We start from the raw sequence: 21045 nt of genomic DNA on the forward strand, positions 1-21045 counted from the left end.
CAACGAGGCGCTTCACAACTTCGTCATTCTAGGAGAAGGAGCGAAGAGGAGCGCAGCCCCTAGAATCACGACATCGCAAATGCAGGCGCCAATGGCGAACGCCGAAACGTCACCCCATCGGCAGCACCGGCCAGCGGTCGACGATCCTGCCACGGGAAAGCACCGCGATCGGTCCGAGCTGCTGCAGCACGGCTTCGCTCTGCGTCGGCCGCAGGAATGCATGGTCGCCGGGCCTGACAACGGCCTCGGCGGGCAGGCCCATGAATTGCTGGTTGGAGGACAGGCCAAGCAGGCCGTTCGTCGTCATGCCTTCGGGAAACACCGGTTCGGCCATCCATTTGCCGCCATAGAGATAGCAACCCTTGCGCGGAAACCGGCCGAGCGCCTGGAGCAGACGCGAAACCGCCGGCGGGCCGGGCAGCATCGGCTCGACCACTTTCAGGATCGGCGTCGCAATGAAGGCCGCCGGCTGAAAGCCATCGAGGCCCGGCGTGTCGAAATCGCCGGGCAGCACGAAGGCCGAGCCCATCGACACTTCATTGGCAGCGCCGCCATGATGAAGCAGCGCTGTCTTGCTGCCGCCAATGTTCAAGATATGGCGCTGGTCCATGCCGAGGCGCGCCACGAAAGCGGCGGCTCGTTCCGAGGCTTTCGCCAATGCCCTCGCCGGCCCGCCGAACAGGCCGGGTATATTCGGCGCATGCGCTTCATAGGCCATGACGCCTTCGCAGCGCAGCCGTTTGTGGGCCGGCAGCGCCTTCAACGCCTGCGAGAGGGCTTCCGGTTCGGCGAAGCCGCCGCGATGCAGTCCGACATCGATTTCGAAAGCAATCCGCAGCTCGACGCCGAGTTCGTCGGCGAGCGCGCCATATTCCGTCAGCCTCTGCTGTGTATCGATCAGCCAGCATACCCTCGACCCGGCTGCGTTCCCCTTGGAAAGCGCCGCCCTTGCCGCGCCGACCGGCATCGGCTTGCCGTAGAGGAGGTCCGCATCCGGAAACGCGCTCAGCACCGCCTCGCTGATCGGCGGGTGGAAGGTCATGAAGCGGTGGGTACCAAGCGCCTTGCCGATATGGGCAAGCAACGGCAGGCAAGCGAGCGACTTGTCGACCAGCCGCACGGCGAGGCGGGGATCGAGCCTTTGCTTCACCAGGGCGATGTTGCTGTCCAACCGGTCGCGGTCGAGCAGCAGGCAGGGTTGGAAGATGCCCGCCTGCTTCAGCGCATCCGAAAGCGAGGCGAAATAGGCTTTCATTGGTCGATGCCGAAGAGATCGGCGATATAGGGCGAGACGAAACGGTTGTGCGGGTCGATGTCGCGGCGCACCGCAATCGCATCGTCCCAACGCGGATAAAGCTTTTTCAGGTCGGCCGCTTTCAGGCTGTGCATCTTGCCCCAGTGCGGCCTGCCGCCATATCTGCGGAAGATCGGCTCGGCCGCGCGCATGAATGGCAACGGATCGTTCGCCGCGTCGTGGTGGATGGCGATGGAACAGGTGAGCCTCTTGTGGAAGGGCGAGAGCCAGAATTCGTCCGATGCCACCGACCGCACCTCCATCGGGAAATAGACTTCCGGAAAATGCTTCTCGGTCAGTTCGATGATCTCGGCCAGCGCCTTCGGCCCCTCCTCGAAGGGAAGATGATATTCCATTTCGTTGAACCTGGTCTGCCGGTCGCTGGCATAGACGTTGAGCCAGTCCTGCACATAATCCTCGGCCGGCACCTTGGCGACCGCGCCCAGGATCAGCCGGCGGCGCAGCGACGGCAGCCAGGCAAGCCCGGTGCGCAAGCGGCGCAGCGTGCGCAACGAGCCCTCATCATCGTCGGTCGGGCGCGTCGTCGTGGCCTCGGCGCTGAAGTCGCTGGCGATGAACTGCGCGTAACCGGAAAATGGAATGTAGTAGAATTCGGCCGAGCGATGCGCGGCCATCATCGTTTCGAAATCGCGCAGCATGTCGCCGATCGGCAGCACCCATTTGCGGCGGCGCAGCCGGTAGGTCGCGATGTTGTTCAGCGTCACTTCGCTCAAGACGCCGAAGGCACCGAGCGTGACGCCGATGGCATGGATCGTCTCCTGATCCCCTTCCCGCTTGAACTCGCGGACTTTGCCAAGCCCATCGACGATCTGGACCGTTTCCAGCTGCGTGTGATAGGCACCGAGCGTCGGCCCCGAGCCGTGAGTAGCCGTGCCCAGCGCGCCGCCTATCGCCTGGCGGTCGATGTCGCCCATGTTGGGCAGGCCCTGGCCGATGCCTTGCAGGATGTGCATGAGCGGACCAAGCCGCGTCCCTGCCCGCACGCGCGCCTGATGTTTTTTCGCGTCATGCGAGACCAGCCCTTCCAGCTTCTCCAGCGACAGGATGGTGCCTTGCGACTTCACCAGCGGCGTGAAGGAGTGACCGGCGCCGACGACGCGGACCGGACCGGGCGCGGTGCGAATGAGATCGCCGAGCTCGCCAGCATCGGCCGGGCTGGCAAGCAGCCGCGGCTCGGCGGTGACGAAGCCCGACCAGTTGCTCCAGCTGCTCGACATGCCGCTCACGCAATAGCCCGGCGACGCCGCGCCACGAGGACAAACAGGCCGAGCAGCGCCACGCTGGCGACGGCGCTCGCGGCGGCGAATGCCGGAACCGGGCGAAAATCCTTGCCGTCGATGAGCAGCGACGCCGCGACCGGCCCGATCGCCAGGCCGAAAAGCTGGGCGGCCGGTACCAGCAGCACGGCGGTGCGCGTCTCGTCGGCGGTGATCGCCAGCCGGATCTGGTAGGGCACGATGAACAGCAGGATGAAACCCATGACCAGGGCGGCGACCCAGAATGTCGTAAGGCCAGGTCCGCTGGCAAGCACGAGGGAGGCGGCAAGCGCGACGATGCCGATCGCCGCGATGGCAAGGCGATAGTCGATGCGCGCCTCGAACACGGTCGCCGTCATCGCGCCCAGCACCTGCGCCGCGAGGCTGGCCGAGACGATCAGCCCGACGGTGCGGCCATCGATGCCGAATTGGGCGCCGAGAGGTTCCAAAAACGCCCAGACCGCGCCGAAGAACATGAAGTAGCAGAAGACCGACAACAGCGCGGTGATAGAGGGACCCGTCAGCACATTGGCGAGGTTCTCGTCCTTCGGCAGGTCGGCATAGTCGGCGGGGACCGCGAAGGCGATTACCAGCGACGCTGCACAGACGACCGCGAGAACGAGGAAGCCGCCCGCCGATCCGGCGGCGGGGATGACATAGAGCGCCAGCAGCAAGGCAAAAGCGCATTGCGCCAGCGTCTGCATGGTGACGAAGAAACCGCCAATGCGTTCGGCGCGCCGCGAACGGGCGATCAGTTCGGTGGCGACCGCGACAAGGCCACCTTCGGCAAGGCCGGCCAGCGCGCGAGTCGCCATCAGCGTGTTGGCGCCGGCGGCATAGACCGTCCAGACATTGGCCAGCGCCAAGAGCAGCAGGAGGACCGCGCTCTTCCAGCGCATCTTGCGGGCGGAGAGCAGCATCGCGACGATCGCCGAGCCGATCGCGATGGCGATCATCTCGGCGGTGGCGACCAGTGCCAGCTCGTCGCCGCTGACATGGCCCTCGGTATAGAGCGCGCCAAGTAGGACGGGCTGCAGGCCGAGGATGAGCAGGCCGACCGACCCGATCCACAAGGCCGAGGCAAGCTGGCCGCCGGTCGGATTGCCGACCAGCCAGTCACCATCGCCCTGAAGACCGGTGTTTGTCGAAGTCAAAGGCGCCTCCCAACGTCCTTGCCGCGCGGCAGAAAAGCTGACAATCTGTCAGCATTTAAGAAACTGATACTTGATCATATTTTTTGTCAACCGGAATTCGGGAACCGTGCGAAAGATCGGTGCATGACGGAAGCAACACGAACGGCCACCGAGCCCAGGCGCAGACCCAAGCAGGAGCGCAGCCGCGAACGCATCGACGCCATCCTGTCGACCACCATGCGGCTGATCGGCGAGAAGGGCATCGACGCCGTCACCATGAAGGAGGTCGGCATGCTGGCGGGCGGGCCGATCGCCACCGTCTACCACTACTTCCCCAACAAGTCGGCGATCCTGGCGATGCTCTATGAGCGGTTCTCGGAGGTCAGCCGGGCGCGCTTCGGCGCGATCATCGCCGAAATCCAGGGGCTGGGCGACGTGACCGGCGCCGCGGACCGCCTGCTCAACGACTACTACAGCCGTGTCGCGGCTGACCCGGCCATTCAGGACCTGCAGAATGCCATCCAGGCCGATAAGGCGCTGCAACATCTCGACATCGCCGAGACGAGACATCAGTCGAAGATATTCTGCGACCATGTCGGTCCGATGCTTCAGGCGGAGCAGCGCGAGGCATTCGCACGCCTGGTCTTTCTCATCTTCCAGCTTGCCGGCGGCGTCGTGCGCCTGGCCCTGACGCAAGATGAGGAAGAAGGCCGGCGCACGATCGAGGATTACCGGTCGATCATCCACACCCAGTTGCGGGTGTTCTTGTAAGCCTGATGATCGTCGTGAAGCCACGCCGAATAAGAGGGTGACTGCCGACATGAATGTCAGGACGCCGGTTATGTAAACTCGCGGATGAGGCCTTCGAAGCCGTCGGCAAGATTGGCATTGCCGGCGGCGAGAAAGGCAGAAAGATTGCGGGCGCCGCCGGGTGTCTTGTTGGCGTCAAGCAGCACCGCCCTGCCCTCGTGCATGACAAAGTCGAACTTGCCATAGTCAAAGCCAAGTTCGCGCCTCAGCGCGCGCAGCTCCTCGGGAACCGGAACCGGCTCACGACGGATCGTGTCGTCGCCTTTGACCAGGCTTTGTGGCGAAACATGGCGGGTGCAGCGCTCGCGCTCCCCGCAAAATGTCCAGAAGCGGGCGCCAAAGCCGTCCGGTTCCGGCTCGGGAATGAACTTTTCGACGACGAGATCCCTTCGGTCGAACACCGCAGGCGCAACATCCGAAAGGGACGTACAGACGTGGTAGCCCTCGATAAGCTCGACGCCGGGAAATGGCTCCGGCTTTCCGGCACGTCGCGATCGCCGGTTAAGCGACTGCTCACGCATTCCCAGATTGTTGAGATTGCTCTTGACGATGACCGGCCCTGGCCAGTCGTCATCCCTGCCGATCACGGCGCCGCTGACACGGCGCTTGGAGATGTCGGCTGCCCCAACGTTCAGGCAGAAGGGAAAAGCGCGCGCGTATTCGACATATTCGGGTGGCGTCACGGTCGCATCGACATGCAGCACCGCTATATCGGCCTCCGGCTTCGCCGACGTTCCTGAGAGTATGCGGACGGAATGGCCGCGCCGTTTCAGTTCTTCCAGCAGATCAAAGAGCATGTAGGGACTGTCGCGGCGCAACAGCGGGCCGCGCCGGCGTTCGAACCTGTCGAACTCATGTGTAATAACCGCGATGCGTGTCATGCGCCCCCCGCACTTGGTTTCATTAGCGTCCTCGATTATGCATTTGAATACAATGCCGGCTTGGGGCCAGGGATGACTGATCATTGGAATGCCATTCGAGGGCACTGGAAGTTGCTCGGACCGCCGCTGCGCCCCCCCACGGAAGCGGTGGAAACCTACCATCGCGAGCTCGACCTTTCGGAGGCGCATGTCGTTCTGCTCGGTGTGACTCCGGAACTCGCCGGGCTCGGCGCGACCATGATGGCCGTCGACGAATCCTCCGACATGATCGCTGGAATCTGGCCAGGCGACACTGCGTCGCGAAAGGCTGTCAAAGGCGACTGGCTCGACCTGCCGGTTTCCGATGCAAGCGTCGATGCGGTGATCGGCGACGGCTGCCTGTCGGTGCTCGGGCTTTCAACCGCGCGCCGAGCGCTGTTCGCGGCAATCGCCCGCGTGCTGCGCCCTGATGGCCGCGCGGGCCTGCGTCTCTTCGCCGGTCCCGAGACACCGGACGATCCGGCAGCGGTGCAGGCGCTTGCGCTTTCTGGCGGTGTCTCCACTTTCCACGAGCTCAAATGGCGCGTCGCCATGACCGCGACAGGCCGCGCTACCGACCATGCGATTCCAGTCAGGACGATCGCGGAAAGGTTCGATGCACTCTTCCCTGACCGCCAGGAGCTTTCCGCGCGTACGGGCTGGGAATTGCCGGTCATCGCCACTATCGATGTCTATCGGAACTCGCCGGCCATCTACAGTTTTGCGCCGCCCATGGCGCTCATCAGCGAGGCGGAAGCGTTCTTCAGTAACGTCCGCATTGTTCCAACCGGCAGCTACGGGCTCGCCGAGCGATGCCCGCTTCTGGTGCTGCGGTCGCCGAGGGGCTGAACGACCTAATGAAATTCTTCGCTTTTGCGACCGGTAACCGCCGCATTCTTCGCCACGATGCAGCGAGAGCAAAATTTCGCGCGATCGAGCACTTGCGCGCGCCTTGACTCTCGCGGGTCGGCGGCCTATCTCAGCGCCACGTTAGCACTCGCCATTGGTGAGTGCTAACCACGTGTCCGGCACCGCCGGATGGAGGAACTGTTCTCACCGTTCTCATTCGAGGAAGAAAAAATGGCAAAGTCGAAGTTCCGCCCGCTTCATGACCGTGTGGTCGTTCGCCGGGTCGAATCCGAATCCAAGACCGCCGGCGGGATCATCATCCCGGATACGGCGAAGGAAAAGCCGCAGGAAGGCGAAATCATCGCCGTCGGCTCCGGCGCCCGTGACGAAGCTGGCAAGCTGGTCCCGCTGGACGTCAAGGCCGGCGACCGCATCCTGTTCGGCAAGTGGTCGGGCACCGAAGTCAAGCTCAATGGCGAAGACCTTCTGATCATGAAGGAATCCGACATCATGGGCATCATCGGCTGATTATCGGCCTCACCCTCAACTTGAATTTTTCGGGCTCTATCCGAGCCCCTGCCAGGAGCTAAAACATGGCTGCCAAAGACGTAAAATTCTCCCGCGACGCCCGCGAGCGCATGCTGCGCGGCGTCAACATCCTCGCCGACGCGGTGAAGGTCACGCTCGGCCCCAAGGGCCGCAACGTCGTCATCGACAAGTCGTTCGGCGCCCCGCGCATCACCAAGGACGGCGTCACCGTCGCCAAGGAAATCGAGCTTGAAGACAAGTTCGAGAACATGGGCGCGCAGATGGTCCGCGAAGTTGCTTCGAAGACCAACGACATCGCCGGCGACGGCACCACGACCGCGACCGTTCTGGCGCAGTCGATCGTCCAGGAAGGCCACAAGTCGGTTGCCGCCGGCATGAACCCGATGGACCTGAAGCGCGGCATCGATCTCGCCGTCACCGAAGTGGTCGCTGCGCTCGGCAAGGCCGCCAAGAAGATCAAGACCTCCGAGGAAGTCGCCCAGGTCGGCACGATCTCGGCCAATGGCGACGAGTCGGTCGGCAAGATGATCGCGGAAGCGATGCAGAAGGTCGGCAATGAAGGCGTCATCACGGTCGAGGAAGCCAAGACCGCCGAGACCGAACTCGAAGTCGTCGAGGGCATGCAGTTCGACCGCGGCTACCTCTCGCCCTACTTCGTCACCAACGCCGACAAGATGGTTGCCGAGCTCGAGGACGTCTACATCCTCCTGCACGAGAAGAAGCTCTCCAACCTGCAGGCCATGCTGCCGGTCCTCGAAGCCGTCGTGCAGACCTCGAAGCCGCTGCTCATCATCTCGGAAGACGTCGAAGGCGAGGCTTTGGCCACGCTGGTCGTCAACAAGCTGCGTGGCGGCCTGAAGATCGCCGCCGTCAAGGCGCCGGGCTTCGGTGATCGCCGCAAGGCCATGCTGGAAGACATCGCCATCCTCACCGGTGGCCAGGTCATCTCGGAAGATCTCGGCATCAAGCTCGAGAATGTCGGCCTCAACATGCTCGGCCGCGCCAAGAAGGTGTCGATCTCCAAGGAGAACACCACCATCGTCGACGGCGCCGGCAAGAAGGCCGAGATCCAGGGCCGCGTTGCCCAGATCAAGCAGCAGATCGAAGAGACCACCTCGGACTACGACAAGGAGAAGCTGCAGGAACGTCTGGCGAAGCTCGCCGGCGGCGTTGCCGTGATCCGCGTCGGCGGTGCGACGGAAGTCGAAGTCAAGGAAAAGAAGGACCGCGTCGATGACGCCCTCAACGCGACCCGCGCGGCCGTGGAAGAAGGCATCGTTGCTGGCGGTGGCGTTGCCCTACTGCGCGCTTCGGCCAACATCAAGTCGACCGGCGCCAACGCCGATCAGGCCGCTGGCATCAACATCGTGCGTCGTGCGCTGCAGGCTCCGGCCCGCCAGATCGCGTCGAACGCTGGTGCGGAAGCTTCGATCGTTGCCGGCAAGATCCTCGAGAACAAGGGCGCGACCTTCGGTTACAACGCCCAGACCGGCGAATATGGCGACATGATCACCATGGGTATCGTCGATCCGGTCAAGGTCGTGCGCACGGCTCTCCAGGACGCGGCCTCGGTCGCCGGCCTGCTCGTCACCACCGAAGCCATGATCGCCGAAGCTCCGAAGAAGGACTCGGCTGGCGGCGGCATGCCTGGCGGCATGGGCGGCGGCGGCATGGGCGGCATGGGCGGCATGGACTTCTAAGAAGTCCATAAAGCACGCCCATGAATCCAAGTTGCTCAAGCCCGCTAGCGGGCTTGAGTGGCGGCATGGACTTCTAAGAAGTCCATAAAGCACGCCCATGAATCCAAGTTGCTCAAGCCCGCTAGCGGGCTTGAGTGGCGGCATGGACTTCAATCCAGCCAACTTGGCTTTATGCATACGGAAAGGGCGGCAGAAATGCCGCCCTTTTTCGTTTTGGCAGTTAACTCGGCCGGCACCTGCCTTTCTTAAGCAGCGCTCTCGGCCTGCTGCGCCACCTTGCCGGCGAGCACGGCCTGCTCGATGAGTGCAGCCACTTCGTCGGCCACGGCGTTGAGTGACGAGCGGTCGCGGGTGGCGCGGGCAATCACCATCAGGCCTTCCAGCGACGATTCGACCAGCAGCGCCAAAGCATGCGCGCGGCGCTCGGGCACCCCTGCCCTGACGAAGGCCTGCCGCAGCAGGCCGATCCACTGCTCGAAAGCTGAGCGGCAGATCTCTTCGAGCTCGGGCACGTCGTTCGGCGCATCGAGCACGACGGGCGCGATCGGGCAGCCGAGCGAAAACTCGTTGTCCTCCAGCATGCGGGCGACAGACTGGTAAATGTGGTGGACTGCGACCGCCGGATCGCTTTCCGTCGCCAGTTGGGCGCCCAGCCGCTCGGTCACGTCGGCCACGCTGGCGCGAGTCACCTCGATGACCAGTTGGTCCTTGCCGCCCGGGAAATGGAAATAGAGCGAGCCGCGCGGTGCGCGGCTGGCAGCCAAAATGTCGTTGAGCGAAGTGCCGTGATAGCCGCGCCGCCGCAAAAGCAGTGCCGTCGCCTCGATCATCCGCGTGCGTGTGTCTGTCGCCATGTCAACCTCTGTCAGGAGCGCGCATTATAGGGCTTGCCCCGAATATGACAATCGGTCTACATAATATGTAAATCGGTCTACATATTTGAGAGGCGACGATGCAAAGCTATCGGCTGGAAGGACAGGACGGCGGCCTCGACAGGCTGGCGATGCGCGAGGACGCGGTCGTCCAGCCGGGTCCGCGTCAGATCCTGATGCGGGTACGCGCCACCTCGCTCAATCGCCGCGACACGATGATCCTCAACGGCACCTATCCGCTGACGCCGCGAGCCGGCATCGTGCCGCTGAGCGATGGCGCCGGCGAAGTGGTGGCCGTCGGCGATGATGTCACCCGCTTTGCCGTCGGCGACCGTGTAACCGGCAGCTATTTCGCCCGCTGGATCGACGGCCGCATCAACGCCGGGCTGATCGACCAGCTCGGCTGCACGCTGGACGGCATGCTCGGTGAATACGCTGTGCTCGACGAGCAATGGGCGGTGCGGCTGCCTGAGCACCTCGACTGGCATGAAGCCGCGACATTTACCTGCGCGGGGCTGACGGCCTGGAGCGCGCTGACGGGCGCGGACGCCCCAAAACCCGGGCAATGGGTGCTGGTTATCGGCTCGGGCGGCGTCGCCCTGTTTGCGCTGCAGTTTGCCAAGCTGATGGGCTGCCGCGTGGCGGCCGTCACTTCCCGCGCCGAAAAATTCGGCCGGTTGCGCGCGCTCGGCGCCGACCTCGTCATCGCAACGGCCGAGACGCCCAATTGGGGCATGAAGCTGCGCGAGGCGACAGGCGGCATCGATTTGACTGTCGAGACCGGCGGGCCTGCGACCTTTATGCAATCGCTGATCGCAAGCTCCCTCTACGGACGCATCGTGCTGCTGACGGTCCAGGACCAGAAGGGCAGATCGGTTGAGATCCCAGCCGCCGTCTACCAGCGCAGTCTTGTCACCATCGGCCGCGTCTTCGTCGGCAGCCGCAGCGGCCTGGAGGCGATGCTTGCCGCCGTCGCGGCGCATCGCTTGAAGCCCGTCATCGACAAGATCTTCCCATTCGCCGAAGCGCGCGAGGCGTATCGGCATTTCATGCAGGGCGACGTGTTCGGCAAGGTCGTCATCGACGGCGCGTGAGCCCCCTATTCACCAACCAGAGGAGAGAAAGCAATGACAGTTCGCGACGCATCGGCCGAATGGCACGGCACGCTCAAGGAGGGATCCGGCCGGCTCAGGCTGGGCAGTGGCGCCTTCGAGGGCGCCTACTCGTTCCCGTCCCGCTTCGAAAACGGTCCGGGCACCAATCCGGAGGAACTGATCGCGGCCGCCCATGCCGGCTGCTTTTCGATGGCGCTCACCGCCGTGCTTAGCCGTGAAGGTCATATCGCAAGCGATATCCACACGATCGCAAAGGTGCATCTGGGCGCCACCGCGGCCGGACCGACGATTACCCGCATCGAGCTTGAGACGGAGGCGAATGTCGCCGGGCTTGCCGCAGCCGACTTCGAGCGGCTCGCGCAGTCGGCCAAGGCTGGATGCCTCGTCTCGCGGGCTCTGGCCGGTGTCGCAGCGATCACGCTGAAGGCGAACCTCGTAACTCACTAAGGACGGAAGGAGAAAATCCAGTGACCCAGGAATTGATCATCGACATCGCCATGGCCAACCGCTCCGGCGAAACGGCTGAAATCATGCGGCGCTATAATGACGTCTTCCAGCGCCACGACCCCTCGGCGCTCGACGAATTGGTGGCGCAGGACTGCGTGATCGAGAACACCACGCCGGCGCCGGACGGCGCACGCCGCGCCGGCAAGGCGGCCTGCGTCGAGCTGTGGTCGGCGATCGCCACCGCGCCCGGCACGCGCTTCGACCTCGAGGAGACTTTCGTGGCCGGCGATCGCGCCACGATCCGCTGGCGCTACTGGATGGCCGACGGCAGTTCGCTGCGCGGCGTCAACCTGATGCGCGTCGCGGAGGGGCGCATCATCGAGGCGATGGGTTACGTCAAGGGCTAGGCCAGTCGATCACCTGTCCGCCAGCGCCAGCTTGGCGCCGAGCATGACGAAGGCGCCGGCAAAAGTCCGGCGCATCCAGGTCAGTACCATTGGCCGCGACACGACATGGCTGCGGATCGAGGCCGCGAAGATGCCGTAGCCGACGAAGACCACGAAGGTCAAAAGCATGAAGACCGAGCTGAGCTCAAGCATCTTCGACAGTGCATTGGGCTCGGTGGTGCTGACGAATTGCGGCAGGAAGGCAAAGAAGAAGATCGACAGTTTCGGATTGAGCACGTTGACGAGGATGCCGGTGGCGATCACCTTGCCGGCCGAACGCGGCGCGACATTTTCCTCGACGCTCAGGCCGCCCTTCTCCTTCAGCGTGTTCCAGGCCATGTAGAGCAGATAGGCGACGCCGAGATATTTCAGGGTCTCGAAGGCGACAGCACTGGTGTGCAGCAGCGCCGCAAGGCCGGTGATGGCGGCCGCCATATGCGGAATGATGCCGAGCGTGCAGCCGAAGGCGGCAATGATCGAGGCCCGGGCGCCGCGCGAAAGCCCGGCGCTCAGCGTGTAGAGAACGCCGGTGCCGGGCGAAGCCACGACGATCAGCGACGTCAACAGAAATTCGATGCTCACGATGATCTCCTCCGGCGCCCTGCCCTGACGCAACCTAGCCAGCAAGCCAGGCGTGCACAAGCGACAGTCATTCGCTGCTAAGAGGTAGAAAATCCGAGCGCCCGGCGCGCCATCAGGCACTCGTCATCGCCAGGCATGCAGGCGCGGCAGACATCCGGTCGCAGTTCATAGATGGTGCAAGCGGTCGACTTGCCGACTTCGCCGGACAGGGCCGAACAGCGCACGCCGTCGCAGCGCATGCCCGACAGGTCGGCGGCCACATGTTTTTCCGGGATCCGGTCGAGCTGCGCATCGTCCTCGGTCGAAAAGCGCGGCCATTCGGCCGAATAGGAGCAGCAGGCCCCGCAGCTCTGGCAATCGAAGACAGGAGCTGACGAAGGCGGACTGCTCGCGGCTAGCACGGCAAACGGCCCCGAAGCGGCAAGGTTGCGATCGGCATCCCGAGGCAAGGCGCTACTTCTTCTTGCCCGTCTTGCCCTTCGGTGCGTCGACCGGCGACTTGAACAGATCGGTCGCTGCCTCGTCGGCCTTGGCCGCCTTCGGCGCCGCAACCGGTTTGGCCGGCTTTGCGGCGGAAGCCGGCGCTGACGGCTGGTCCTTGGCGGAGAATTTTATGGCCATGTCAGTCCTCGTCGGCGAAACGCGATGACGGTGCGCGCGGATTGCGCAAGCGGCCGATCAGGGCCGAAACCGCCGTGATGTTCATCTCCTCGGGCGACCAGTTCCGCGCTTCCGCGATGTGATGCGGCGCCAGCTCACGATGCGTGCTGCCGCTGTAGGCGGCGTCCTGGTAGGTCACCCGCTCCTGGGTCTTTTTGTCCTCGCGGACATATTCGATCAGGTAGTTCGGGGCTTCGGCGCGGCCGCGCACACCGACGCGCACCTGGGCATCGCCATGGGCGCGCTTGCAGCGTTCGAGTTTTTCCAGCACGCGCCGGACATATTCGACCGGCTTGTCCAGGGTTTCGACCATGTCGGCTATGGTCGCATCGGCCGCGATCGGCGTTGGCGGTACGCGCTTGGTGGCCATCAGCGTTTTCCGGCTCGTTTCGGCAGCGCCGCGAGCGCGGCGGCGGCCGCCATCTCGTCGGCCTCCTTCTCCAGCCGCAGTTCGCGCAGGCGCGCGGTCTTGGCTTCCCGTGCTTCGCTGACGGCATCCCGTTCGGAAATGATGCGGTTGAGCGACATCGACTGGGTTTGCGTCTTGCTGAACAGCGACACGGCCGGGTCGACGGCTGGCTTCGAATGGGCGGTCAAGATCTTTCTCCTGTCAGGAGCCTGGTACCGATAGGGCGAGACCGGGTCTTCGGTCGGGACCAGTACAAAGCGATGCGGCAGCGGATTCAGAATGCTGCAGCGTCCCTTAGCACGTTCAGCCCAATGCGCAGCGCATTTTCGGCGGCAACAAGCGTAAAATGAAAAAGGCCAGGCACCGCCTGACCTTCCCTGGGAGCCGCCGCGCATCCAACTGGATGCACAAGCTGGCTCCTGATGGGCAGCACAAACCTTGGAAACTCAGGTTTCCCGTGGCAATGCGCCCGAATTCGCCGTTCACCAGTGCCAGTACATCCGTGGTCACCGCGACGGCTGAATTCTTACTTCACGCCGCCTTCAACTGGTCGGCGGACATCTTGCCCGACTTGTTGTCGCGGACCATCTCGTAGCCGAGCTTCTGCCCCTCGACGATGTCGCGCATGCCGGCGCGTTCCACGGCCGAGATGTGGACAAAAACGTCGGCGGAGCCGTCGTCAGGCTGAATAAAACCAAAACCTTTGGTGGCGTTGAACCACTTAACTGTGCCGGTGCTCATGACGAACCCTTTCCATGGCAAATATTCGTTCGCCGCCGTGCGGATGCACAACGTCGTTTGTCTCGATTTTTGATGTGGGAAGTTCGTCAAAGGCGCGCTCGAAAGCGCGGATAACAAAAGTCAGTCAAACAAATATCGACGAATTTCTTCTACGCGTGTTTCGGACGCCTGTCAAATGTTGCGCCATCGAGCCGAAAATCCGCCAAATGAAAACGTCTCAAGTGGTCGATCCCGATCCCTGGGGAAGGCCGCTTCGCAGATAGGCCCTATTCGTCCGGCCCCGGCTCCGGCCATGTCTCCCTGGCTGCGTCGGCATACCATTGGCGCATGGCCGGCGTTGCCAGAACCGCGTCGACATAAGCCCTGGTGTCGGGCGCCAGATCGCCGCCATAGGTGTCGAAACGGGTGACGACGGGCGCGTACATGACCTATGGCGACGTGAAGGACAAGGTCAAGAAATCGTTCTGATCGCTGTGGAAGGGCCGCGTCGAGCGGCCCTTTTCAAGTCTTCAGCGATTTGCTGAAGGCGTTGGTGAAAATCACGTCGCCATCATCGTCGCTGGCTTCACCCAACACGACGTCCAGGCTGTCGTCGGTGACACGTGCCAGAGCAAAGCCACCCATATAGGCCGCTTTCGGCTTGAAGAGATCGAGGCTGTCGCGTTGATAGATCATCGGCACCTCATGCTGATGACCGTGGAAGATGGCGATAACGTTGTAGCCCTTCAGGGCCGCCAGCAATGCCCGACGGTCCGCATCGCTCCACCAATGCGACGCTCCCTTGCCTTCGTTGTCAAACGCCCTCCTGGCGGGGTCCCACCGCTCCGTCGAAAAAACGTCCCAGCCATAGTGCTGGAACAGGATGACCGGGCGGCCGTCGGCGGCATAGGTCGCCAGATCCTGCTTGAGCCAAGGCAGGCTGTTGTCGGCGCCATGGCCGGTGTCGCCGGCGAAGCGATGGGTCTGCACCAGATGCAGGCCACCCCAGTCCCATGAATAGCAGTCGGTGTCGACATCGTAGCTGGTGGCCGGCACCGGCGGCTTGAAGAACACGCCGGCGCGATGATTGACCTCGACATAGTCGCGCATTTCGCGCCGGTACCAGTCGACATGGTGCGGCGGCCCGTTCTGGTCGAGGTCGTGATTGCCGAGGCCGACATAAACCGGAACATGCACGCGGTCGGGGCCCATGCCTTGCTGATAGCGCTGGCTGAACTGCAGGAGTTGGGTGCCTTCGCTGGGCTCGGTGATCTGGCCGCCGCCATCGTCGGTGATGTCACCGCCGACGACAAGGCCGAGCGGCGTGCCGATGCGGCTACCGGCAGGCCGCAGGCCGGTGGCGATGGCGTTGATCTCGGCCGGCCACTCCTTGTCACCGATGGCGTTCAACGCCGCGACGTCGCGCAGCAGCGCCGCGTCCGTCTTGCCTTCCAGCTGGCAATTGGGGCTCAAGCCGCTCGCCATGCGGCAGGCATGGACATCGGCGACGAACAGGAAGGTGGCGTCGACAGGCTGGATGCGCTGCCCGGTCTGACCGAACGCCGGGCGTGAAAGCGCACCGGCCGTGGCAAGACCGGCGGCCTGTAGCAGAAACCCACGGCGCGAGAGCAATATGGAGGAAGGGCGATTCATCATCGGGATTTCAGCATGGAGGGCGGGCGGCAGTAAAGTTCAGTCCTCGCCACGGCGATCGCCGCATGAAAGAGCCGCCATCGAGGTTTTTCGCGACAGCGAGACCGGTCGGCTGGCAATGATCCCGTTTGCCGATCTGCGAAAACTGTTTCCGCTCAAGGCGGGAGCCAAGAGCACGATCGAGTTCGTCGAGCTGTCGCCCAGCAAGCAGCCGAATGCCACCAAGACACTGACGCTGGCCAAGGAGACGTTCAGCCTGGGCGACTGCAAATACAATGTGCTCGCCGTCGGGGAGACCTTCAAGGACGGAGCCGGAGAGACACTCGGCGCCTTCACGGCACTCTATTCACCCGATCTGCAGGCCGCTCTCGCCCGGCGCTACGATGAAGGCACCAGCGCGGAATCAGTGAACGGCTACGAGACGATCAAGCCTTTGGCCGACTAGATCTAGGAACCGGCTGTCCGCGCTCGCCGCGGCATCGCCGCAAAGCCGGGCTGTAGCCTGCCTCAAATGCCGCCGTACCGCCGCAGCACCCTGCGACGTCGCCTCGCCCCCGGATCGCCCTGCGATGATGCCGCTTGCGCGGCGCTCTCGAACGCCGCAAGGCAATCGCGCAACGGGCTGGCGTCCTGCGCTGCCTTGGCCATCGACATGGCACCGGAATAGGCGGCGACGGCAACCATCGCAAACTGCCGGGGGTCCGTGCCTTGCTCTCTGCCCTCCTGCTGGTCGGCGCTGATCTTGTCGGCGATCGCCTGGCGCCATGCAGCGAAGATGCCGGCAAGCGCAATCCGGAACTCGGGATCGGCGAGCGAGAGCTCATGCGCCAGATTGTTGAGCGGGCAGCCGCGCACGAAACCTTGCCGTTCCAGTTCCGCCGCCACGGCTTCGAACACCTGACGCACGCCATCACGCGCCGAAGCCGCCGCTTGCACCGGGGCGATCCACGTTTCCTCGACCGCCGCCGCCACACGCTCGTCGATGACCGCCAGCGCCAGTGCCTTCTTGGTGGGGAAATGATGATGCAGCGCGCCAGCGCTGACGCCCGCCGCCGCCATCAGGTCGCCGAGGCTGGAGGCATGATAGCCGCGCGCCTGAAACGCGTCTTCCGCGACATCGAGCATTTTCCGGCGCATGCCCTCAGGGTCGTTGATGCGTTTGCCTCGGGCTCGCCTTGGCTGGATGTTGAGCTCTGCTGACATTCTCGAAGGATAGCATGTTGACAAAACAGGGCAACCGGTCTGTTTATAAACCGGGTGATCAACCTGTTTTGGAGAACGCCGGATGAACCCGACCCCGAATGCCACGCCGAAGCCGGCGGCGCTCGCCTCGCCGATCGTCGAATTGCGCCAGTACACGTTGAAGCCCGGCCGGCGCGAAACGTTGATCGAGATCTTCGACACGGAGTTCATCGAAAGCCAGGAAGACGCGGGGATGACCATCATCGGCCAATTCCGTGACCTGGACCGCCCCGACATGTTCGTCTGGATGCGCGGCTTCGACAGCATGGATGCCCGCAAGGACGCTCTGGGCGCGTTCTATGACGGCCCTGTATGGGCCGCACACCGCGATGCCGCCAATGCGACGATGATCGATTCCGACGATGTGTTGCTGCTGCGACCGGCGTGGCCGGATGCCGGCTTCGATCTGTCGGGGCTGCGCCGGCCATCGGCGGCCAAAAGCACAAGCGATCGGAATGGGTTGCCCGGTCTGGTTGAGATTTCGATTCATCATTTGCGGCCGGGCACCGGGGCCGATGTCGCCGGGCGCTTCCGAGCGGAGATGGTTGCGCGGCTTGCCCAGAACGGCGCGCCTCTGCTCGGCGCCTTCGTGACGGAGCCGGCCGCAAACACGTTCCCGCGACTTCCCGTGCGCGCCGGAGAAAACGTCTTCGTCGCCGTTACCGGCTTCCACGACGCCGATGCCCATGCCAACCATAGCCTCGCTGCTTCGTCGGCGTGGCGGGCGCTCATCCAGAGCATGCAAGCCGTCAGCACAAAGCCGGCAGAGACGTTGCGGCTGGTGCCCACGGCCCGATCGCTGTTGAGATGATCAGCGGCCGGTCAACATTTCCGCGATCGCCGAGGCGACAAAGGCCGGGTCCTCCCAGTGCGGATTGTGACCGCAATTTTGCGCCCACACGAGACGGGATCCGGTCAGCGCCTCGGCCAAAGCCTGTTGGTGCGCTTCGCCGAAAAGCGGATCGCAGGCGCCGGCGATGATCAGCGTCCGGACCCGCACCGCCCGTGCCTCGGCTGCCAGGTCGGTCATGCGGACTTCATCGAGAATGCCGCGCCAGCGGGCAGCTGGCATGGCGGAAGCTTCCTTCGCCAGGCCGGCGAGAAACGGCTGCGGTACCGAGGCCCCACATGCATGCCACCAGGCGAAGAACGGATCGGTTGGCGATATCGGGTCGCGCAAGGCCCGGATGCCGACCGGCAATGGATGGTCCGGCGTGAAGCCGGGCTTCAACGCGCTGGCCAGCACGACCAGGCCACCGATCAGGCCCGGATGCCAAGCGGCCAAGGCAATCGCCACCATGCCGCCCAGAGAATGACCGACGACGACAGGCCTTTCCAGCCGCAGGTGCCGGATCAACCCGGCAATGTCCTCGGCGAAATCCGCGACGCGGCAGCCGTCGCCCGCTTGCGAGGCACCATGGCCGCGCAAGTCGGGCATGATCAGCTGGCGGCCGGCCAGATGCGGCGCCAGCAGTGAAAAGCTGCGGCTGGTGTCCGTGAAACCATGAATCAGCAACAGCGGCGGCCCGGCGCCGGCGATCTCGACATAGGCGATGTCGAGATCGCCGGTATGGACCCATTGCTTGCGGGCGGCCCAGGCGTCCTGTTCCACCTCGGCAACGGGCAAGGCGTCCGGCAGTCTCACAGGCCGAGCTTTTCCTTGACGGCGGCAAGACCAGGCTTGCCATCGAAAGTGGTGACACCGGCGAGCCAGGCATCGAGGCGGTTCTTGTTCAGCGTGATCGCCTTCAGCGCCCCGTCCTCCGGCTTCATGCCGTCATTGATGAGGTAGCCCATGCCGACATTCTCGAAGTCGATGTCGAAGACGAGATTTCCGAGGAGCCGCGCGACGTTCGGACATTCCTGCAGGTAGCCCGTGCGGACCTGCGTCGTCACCGTCGCGGCGCCGAAATTCGGGCCGAAGAATTTGTCGCCGCCGGTCAGGTACTTGAAGTCGTACATGGTGTTCATCGGATGCGGCGCCCAACCCTGGAAGACGATGAACTGCTTCTCCTTGATCTCGTAGCCGACCTCCGACAGCATGCCGGCTTCGCTGGACTCGACCACGTGCCAGCCATCGAGGCCAAAAGCCGGATCGGCGATGGCATCCATCATCAGCTGGTTGGAGCCGGGCTCGATGCCATACATCTTCTTGCCGAACTTGTCGGCGAACTTGTGCAGGTCCGAGACGTCCTTGACCCCTGCCTCCCAGACATAGGTCGGTACGGCAAACGTGTATTTGGCGCCGACGAGATTGACTCGCACATTCTCGATCGAACCGTTCTTCTTGTAGGGCTCGTAATAAGTGACCATCGCCGGGTCCCAGTAGCCCAGGAACAGGTCGAGATCGCGGTTCTTCATGCCTTCGTAGATGACGTTGATGCCGAGCACCTCGCTCTGTGGCTGATAGCCCAGCGCTTGCAGAAGCACATTGCCCACACCCGTGGTGAAAGCGAGATCGTTCCAGCCGGGCTCGGCCATGCGGACTACGCGGCATTGCTCGGCGTCCGCCGCCTGGGCCGCCTGCGAGGCCAGGGCCAGCGCGGCAAGCCAGGCTCCGTTTGCAAGGATGCGCAACATTCCGTTCTCCTCATTGCTCAAATTGACCAATCGGTCTTTTTATTGTCCCACTGGTCAATGATTGATCTCGCGGGACGAAAATGTCAACGTGGATTCGTGATGCATGGAACGATCCCGTGAAACTGAAGCGCCTCGGCGACATACGCCGCAAGGAATTGCGGCAGGCGGCCTTCGCGGTTCTGGAGCGCGAAGGCATTGCTGGGGCCACGCTGGAAAAGGTCGCCGCCCAGGCCGGTGCCTCCAAAGGCATTGTCCTGCACTACTTCCGCAACAAGCAGGAACTGTTCGAGCACGCCATGCGCGAGGCCAACGCGGTCCTGGGCGACGCGGTGGTCGCAAGGCTTCGCCAGGCACGGACGTCGATGGAACGCCTGGATGCGGTGATCGAGGGCAATTTCGAGGAGCATCTCTTCCTGCCGCCTCTTTGCCATGCCTGGCTTTCGCTCTGCGCCGAGGTGCCGCGCGATGAAAAGCTGGCGCGCATCCAGAAGGTGATCCACGGGCGCATGCGCTCGAACCTGTTGTCCGGCCTGCGCGGCCTCGCCTCACCCAGCGAGGCCGACGACATCGCGCTTGGCGTCACGGCCTTGATCGACGGACTTTGGCTTCGCCTCGGCCTGCAGCCAGGCAGCGTCTCGCGCGAACAGGCGATCCGGCAGGTTAAGAACTATGTCGCCGCGCGGCTGGCCACTCGGGATCGCTCGACCGCCCGCGCGTGAGCAGTCGGCTGCCGAAGTTCATACCCTGGGATAGCCTGATGGCTTGACCCCGTCGCGCACATGCGGTGCGATCCCTCTGTTTGATGCCAAACACATGGTGAGGTGAGCGATGAGGCTTCACGGCAAGCGGGCGTTGATCACCGGTGGATCGGACGGCATCGGCCTGGCGATCGCCGAGGCATTCCTGCGCGAGGGCGCCGATGTGCTGATCGTCGGCCGCGACGCGGGCAAGCTCGAAGCCGCTCGCCAGAAGCTGACGGCTTCCGGCCCGGTCGGCACCGTTGAGACATTGTCGGCCGATCTCGCCACCAGCCCCGGCATAGCAGCGGCGGTCGAGCCCGCGAAAGCTTCCGGCCGGCCGCTCGACGTTCTCGTCAACAATGTCGGTGTTGCCTATCTCGTGCCATTCGAGACCGTCAGCGAGGCGCAGTTCCAGCACTCCTTCGCGCTCAATGTGTCGGCGGCCTTCTTCCTCACACAGGGGCTGCTGCAGCATTTCGGCACCGGCGCATCCGTCATCAACATCTCGTCCTACTTCGCCGACAAGATGATCCCGAAGCGTCCGTCCAGCCTCTACTCCCTGTCCAAGGGCGCGCTGAATTCGCTGACCAAATCGCTCGCCTTCGAACTTGGCCCGCAAGGCATCCGCGTCAACGCCATCGCGCCCGGCACGGTCGACACGGCCATGCGGCGCAAGACCGTCGACAACCTGCCGGTCGAGGCAAAGGCGGAGCTGAAAGCCTATGTCGAGCGCAGCTATCCGCTGGGCCGCATCGGCCGTCCTGACGACCTCGCCGGGATGGCGGTCTATCTTGCCAGCGACGAGGCCGCCTGGACCAGCGGCGCGATCTTTGCCATCGACGGCGGCTATACGGCAGGGTGAGGACAGCTAATCTCCCCCCTTGTGGGGGAGATGGCCGGCAGGCCAGAGGGGGGCGCTGTCCCGCCAGCCTTCCGCTCCTGTTCGAAGGTCGCGGAAAGGATTGTCGATGCGCAATCCCGGGCCGCCGTGTCCGTTATCTCATCTTCCAGGCGCCGCGATCCTTCGCGCCCCCCTCTGCCCTGCCGGGCATCTCCCCCACGAAGGGG

General features: G+C 63.9%; 26 protein-coding genes and 1 pseudogene. 11 read left to right on the forward strand and 16 right to left on the reverse strand.

Annotated features, from left to right (window positions below):
* Nucleotides 1-109 precede the first annotated feature (109 nt).
* The 3 genes from EN851_RS08785 to EN851_RS08795 are packed head-to-tail and all read right to left on the reverse strand — an operon-like array spanning nt 110 to nt 3725.
* Nucleotides 110-1255 carry a DSD1 family PLP-dependent enzyme gene (locus EN851_RS08785; RefSeq protein ID WP_135928991.1) on the reverse strand — a complete coding sequence of 382 codons (1146 nt, stop codon included), beginning with the start codon at nt 1253-1255 and terminating at the stop codon, nt 110-112.
* On the reverse strand, nt 1252-2532 hold the full coding sequence (locus EN851_RS08790; protein ID WP_135883585.1) for a D-arabinono-1,4-lactone oxidase: 1281 nt from the start codon (nt 2530-2532) through the stop codon (nt 1252-1254). Before EN851_RS08790 ends, EN851_RS08785 begins: the two co-directional genes overlap by 4 nt.
* A 5-nt stretch (nt 2533-2537) precedes the next feature.
* Entirely contained in the window at nt 2538-3725 is a 1188-nt protein-coding gene (locus tag EN851_RS08795) for an MFS transporter (RefSeq protein WP_135928992.1), read from the reverse strand.
* A gap of 123 nt (nt 3726-3848) precedes the next feature.
* On the opposite strand from EN851_RS08795, the gene EN851_RS08800 reads away from it, so the two are divergent.
* Nucleotides 3849-4475: a TetR/AcrR family transcriptional regulator gene (locus EN851_RS08800; RefSeq protein WP_135919750.1), complete on the forward strand. Its 627-nt coding sequence runs from the start codon at nt 3849-3851 to the stop codon at nt 4473-4475.
* A gap of 68 nt (nt 4476-4543) precedes the next feature.
* On the opposite strand, the gene EN851_RS08805 is transcribed toward EN851_RS08800, so the two are convergent.
* Nucleotides 4544-5311, reverse strand: coding sequence for a hypothetical protein (locus EN851_RS08805; protein WP_245512025.1), 768 nt, complete (start codon nt 5309-5311; stop codon nt 4544-4546).
* On the opposite strand from EN851_RS08805, the gene EN851_RS08810 reads away from it, so the two are divergent.
* From EN851_RS08810 to groL, 3 genes are all read left to right on the forward strand, one after another.
* The gene (locus tag EN851_RS08810; RefSeq protein ID WP_245520710.1) at nt 5270-6262 is read left to right on the forward strand and encodes a class I SAM-dependent methyltransferase; all 993 of its coding nucleotides are present in this window, start codon (nt 5270-5272) and stop codon (nt 6260-6262) included. The genes EN851_RS08805 and EN851_RS08810 overlap by 42 nt on opposite strands.
* 231 nt (nt 6263-6493) lie before the next feature.
* A complete protein-coding gene (groES, locus tag EN851_RS08815; protein WP_006203049.1) occupies nt 6494-6790 on the forward strand; it encodes a co-chaperone GroES in 297 nt (98 codons plus the stop codon).
* 65 nt (nt 6791-6855) lie between these two features.
* On the forward strand, nt 6856-8511 hold the full coding sequence (gene groL / locus EN851_RS08820; RefSeq protein ID WP_135883582.1) for a chaperonin GroEL: 1656 nt from the start codon (nt 6856-6858) through the stop codon (nt 8509-8511).
* Nucleotides 8512-8756: 245 nt separating this feature from the next.
* Here groL and EN851_RS08825 read toward each other — a convergent pair whose 3' ends face one another.
* Nucleotides 8757-9365, reverse strand: a complete 609-nt coding sequence (locus EN851_RS08825) for a TetR/AcrR family transcriptional regulator (RefSeq protein WP_135928993.1) — start codon at nt 9363-9365, stop codon at nt 8757-8759.
* 98 nt (nt 9366-9463) lie between these two features.
* Here EN851_RS08825 and EN851_RS08830 point away from each other — a divergent pair, with 98 nt between their 5' ends.
* From EN851_RS08830 to EN851_RS08840, 3 genes are read left to right on the forward strand one after another with little or no spacing between them, the layout of a single operon-like run.
* Nucleotides 9464-10477: an NAD(P)-dependent alcohol dehydrogenase gene (locus tag EN851_RS08830; protein WP_135928994.1), complete on the forward strand. Its 1014-nt coding sequence runs from the start codon at nt 9464-9466 to the stop codon at nt 10475-10477.
* Nucleotides 10478-10510: 33 nt separating this feature from the next.
* Nucleotides 10511-10945: an OsmC family protein gene (locus EN851_RS08835; protein WP_135928995.1), complete on the forward strand. Its 435-nt coding sequence runs from the start codon at nt 10511-10513 to the stop codon at nt 10943-10945.
* Nucleotides 10946-10965: 20 nt separating this feature from the next.
* Nucleotides 10966-11352, forward strand: coding sequence for a nuclear transport factor 2 family protein (locus EN851_RS08840; protein ID WP_127280614.1), 387 nt, complete (start codon nt 10966-10968; stop codon nt 11350-11352).
* A 9-nt stretch (nt 11353-11361) separates the two neighbouring features.
* On the opposite strand, the gene EN851_RS08845 is transcribed toward EN851_RS08840, so the two are convergent.
* The 8 genes and pseudogenes from EN851_RS08845 to EN851_RS08880 all read right to left on the reverse strand — a co-directional run bounded on the left by EN851_RS08845 (nt 11362) and on the right by EN851_RS08880 (nt 15418).
* Complete coding sequence (locus tag EN851_RS08845) at nt 11362-11973, reverse strand: LysE family translocator (protein WP_135863877.1); 612 nt, start codon at nt 11971-11973, stop codon at nt 11362-11364.
* A 77-nt stretch (nt 11974-12050) separates the two neighbouring features.
* Nucleotides 12051-12374: a YkgJ family cysteine cluster protein gene (locus EN851_RS08850; RefSeq protein ID WP_189343643.1), complete on the reverse strand. Its 324-nt coding sequence runs from the start codon at nt 12372-12374 to the stop codon at nt 12051-12053.
* Between the two features lie 52 nt (nt 12375-12426).
* Nucleotides 12427-12594, reverse strand: a complete 168-nt coding sequence (locus EN851_RS08855; RefSeq protein ID WP_135883579.1) for a hypothetical protein — start codon at nt 12592-12594, stop codon at nt 12427-12429.
* Between the two features lies 1 nt (nt 12595).
* Nucleotides 12596-13003 (reverse strand): hypothetical protein, encoded by a 408-nt coding sequence (locus EN851_RS08860; protein ID WP_056562978.1) that lies wholly within the window; start codon nt 13001-13003, stop codon nt 12596-12598.
* Entirely contained in the window at nt 13003-13230 is a 228-nt protein-coding gene (locus EN851_RS08865; RefSeq protein ID WP_127280426.1) for a hypothetical protein, read from the reverse strand. The genes EN851_RS08860 and EN851_RS08865 overlap by 1 nt, the downstream gene beginning before the upstream one ends.
* Nucleotides 13231-13573: 343 nt before the next feature.
* Nucleotides 13574-13783, reverse strand: a complete 210-nt coding sequence (locus EN851_RS08870; RefSeq protein WP_010915421.1) for a cold-shock protein — start codon at nt 13781-13783, stop codon at nt 13574-13576.
* Between the two features lie 266 nt (nt 13784-14049).
* Nucleotides 14050-14208 (reverse strand): annotated as a pseudogene (locus EN851_RS08875) (glutathione S-transferase); the annotation flags it as partial.
* 76 nt (nt 14209-14284) lie between these two features.
* Nucleotides 14285-15418, reverse strand: a complete 1134-nt coding sequence (locus tag EN851_RS08880) for a metallophosphoesterase (RefSeq protein WP_135928996.1) — start codon at nt 15416-15418, stop codon at nt 14285-14287.
* Nucleotides 15419-15533: 115 nt separating this feature from the next.
* Here EN851_RS08880 and EN851_RS08885 point away from each other — a divergent pair, with 115 nt between their 5' ends.
* A complete protein-coding gene (locus EN851_RS08885; RefSeq protein WP_245520711.1) occupies nt 15534-15860 on the forward strand; it encodes a hypothetical protein in 327 nt (108 codons plus the stop codon).
* 62 nt (nt 15861-15922) lie between these two features.
* Here EN851_RS08885 and EN851_RS08890 read toward each other — a convergent pair whose 3' ends face one another.
* Nucleotides 15923-16552, reverse strand: coding sequence for a TetR/AcrR family transcriptional regulator (locus tag EN851_RS08890; protein ID WP_189521789.1), 630 nt, complete (start codon nt 16550-16552; stop codon nt 15923-15925).
* A 148-nt stretch (nt 16553-16700) separates the two neighbouring features.
* Between EN851_RS08890 and EN851_RS08895 the strand changes: the two genes are divergently transcribed.
* Nucleotides 16701-17468 (forward strand): NIPSNAP family protein, encoded by a 768-nt coding sequence (locus tag EN851_RS08895; RefSeq protein ID WP_135928997.1) that lies wholly within the window; start codon nt 16701-16703, stop codon nt 17466-17468.
* On the opposite strand, the gene EN851_RS08900 is transcribed toward EN851_RS08895, so the two are convergent.
* Nucleotides 17469-18302 (reverse strand): alpha/beta hydrolase, encoded by an 834-nt coding sequence (locus EN851_RS08900; RefSeq protein WP_135928998.1) that lies wholly within the window; start codon nt 18300-18302, stop codon nt 17469-17471.
* Complete coding sequence (gene choX, locus EN851_RS08905; protein ID WP_135928999.1) at nt 18299-19237, reverse strand: choline ABC transporter substrate-binding protein; 939 nt, start codon at nt 19235-19237, stop codon at nt 18299-18301. Before choX ends, EN851_RS08900 begins: the two co-directional genes overlap by 4 nt.
* Nucleotides 19238-19317: 80 nt before the next feature.
* On the opposite strand from choX, the gene betI reads away from it, so the two are divergent.
* Nucleotides 19318-19956, forward strand: coding sequence for a transcriptional regulator BetI (gene betI, locus EN851_RS08910; RefSeq protein WP_135863855.1), 639 nt, complete (start codon nt 19318-19320; stop codon nt 19954-19956).
* Between the two features lie 109 nt (nt 19957-20065).
* Complete coding sequence (locus tag EN851_RS08915) at nt 20066-20839, forward strand: SDR family oxidoreductase (RefSeq protein WP_135929000.1); 774 nt, start codon at nt 20066-20068, stop codon at nt 20837-20839.
* The last annotated feature ends 206 nt before the right edge of the window (nt 20840-21045 follow it).

The organism is Mesorhizobium sp. M8A.F.Ca.ET.208.01.1.1 (assembly GCF_004791315.1).
Taxonomy (GTDB): domain Bacteria; phylum Pseudomonadota; class Alphaproteobacteria; order Rhizobiales; family Rhizobiaceae; genus Mesorhizobium.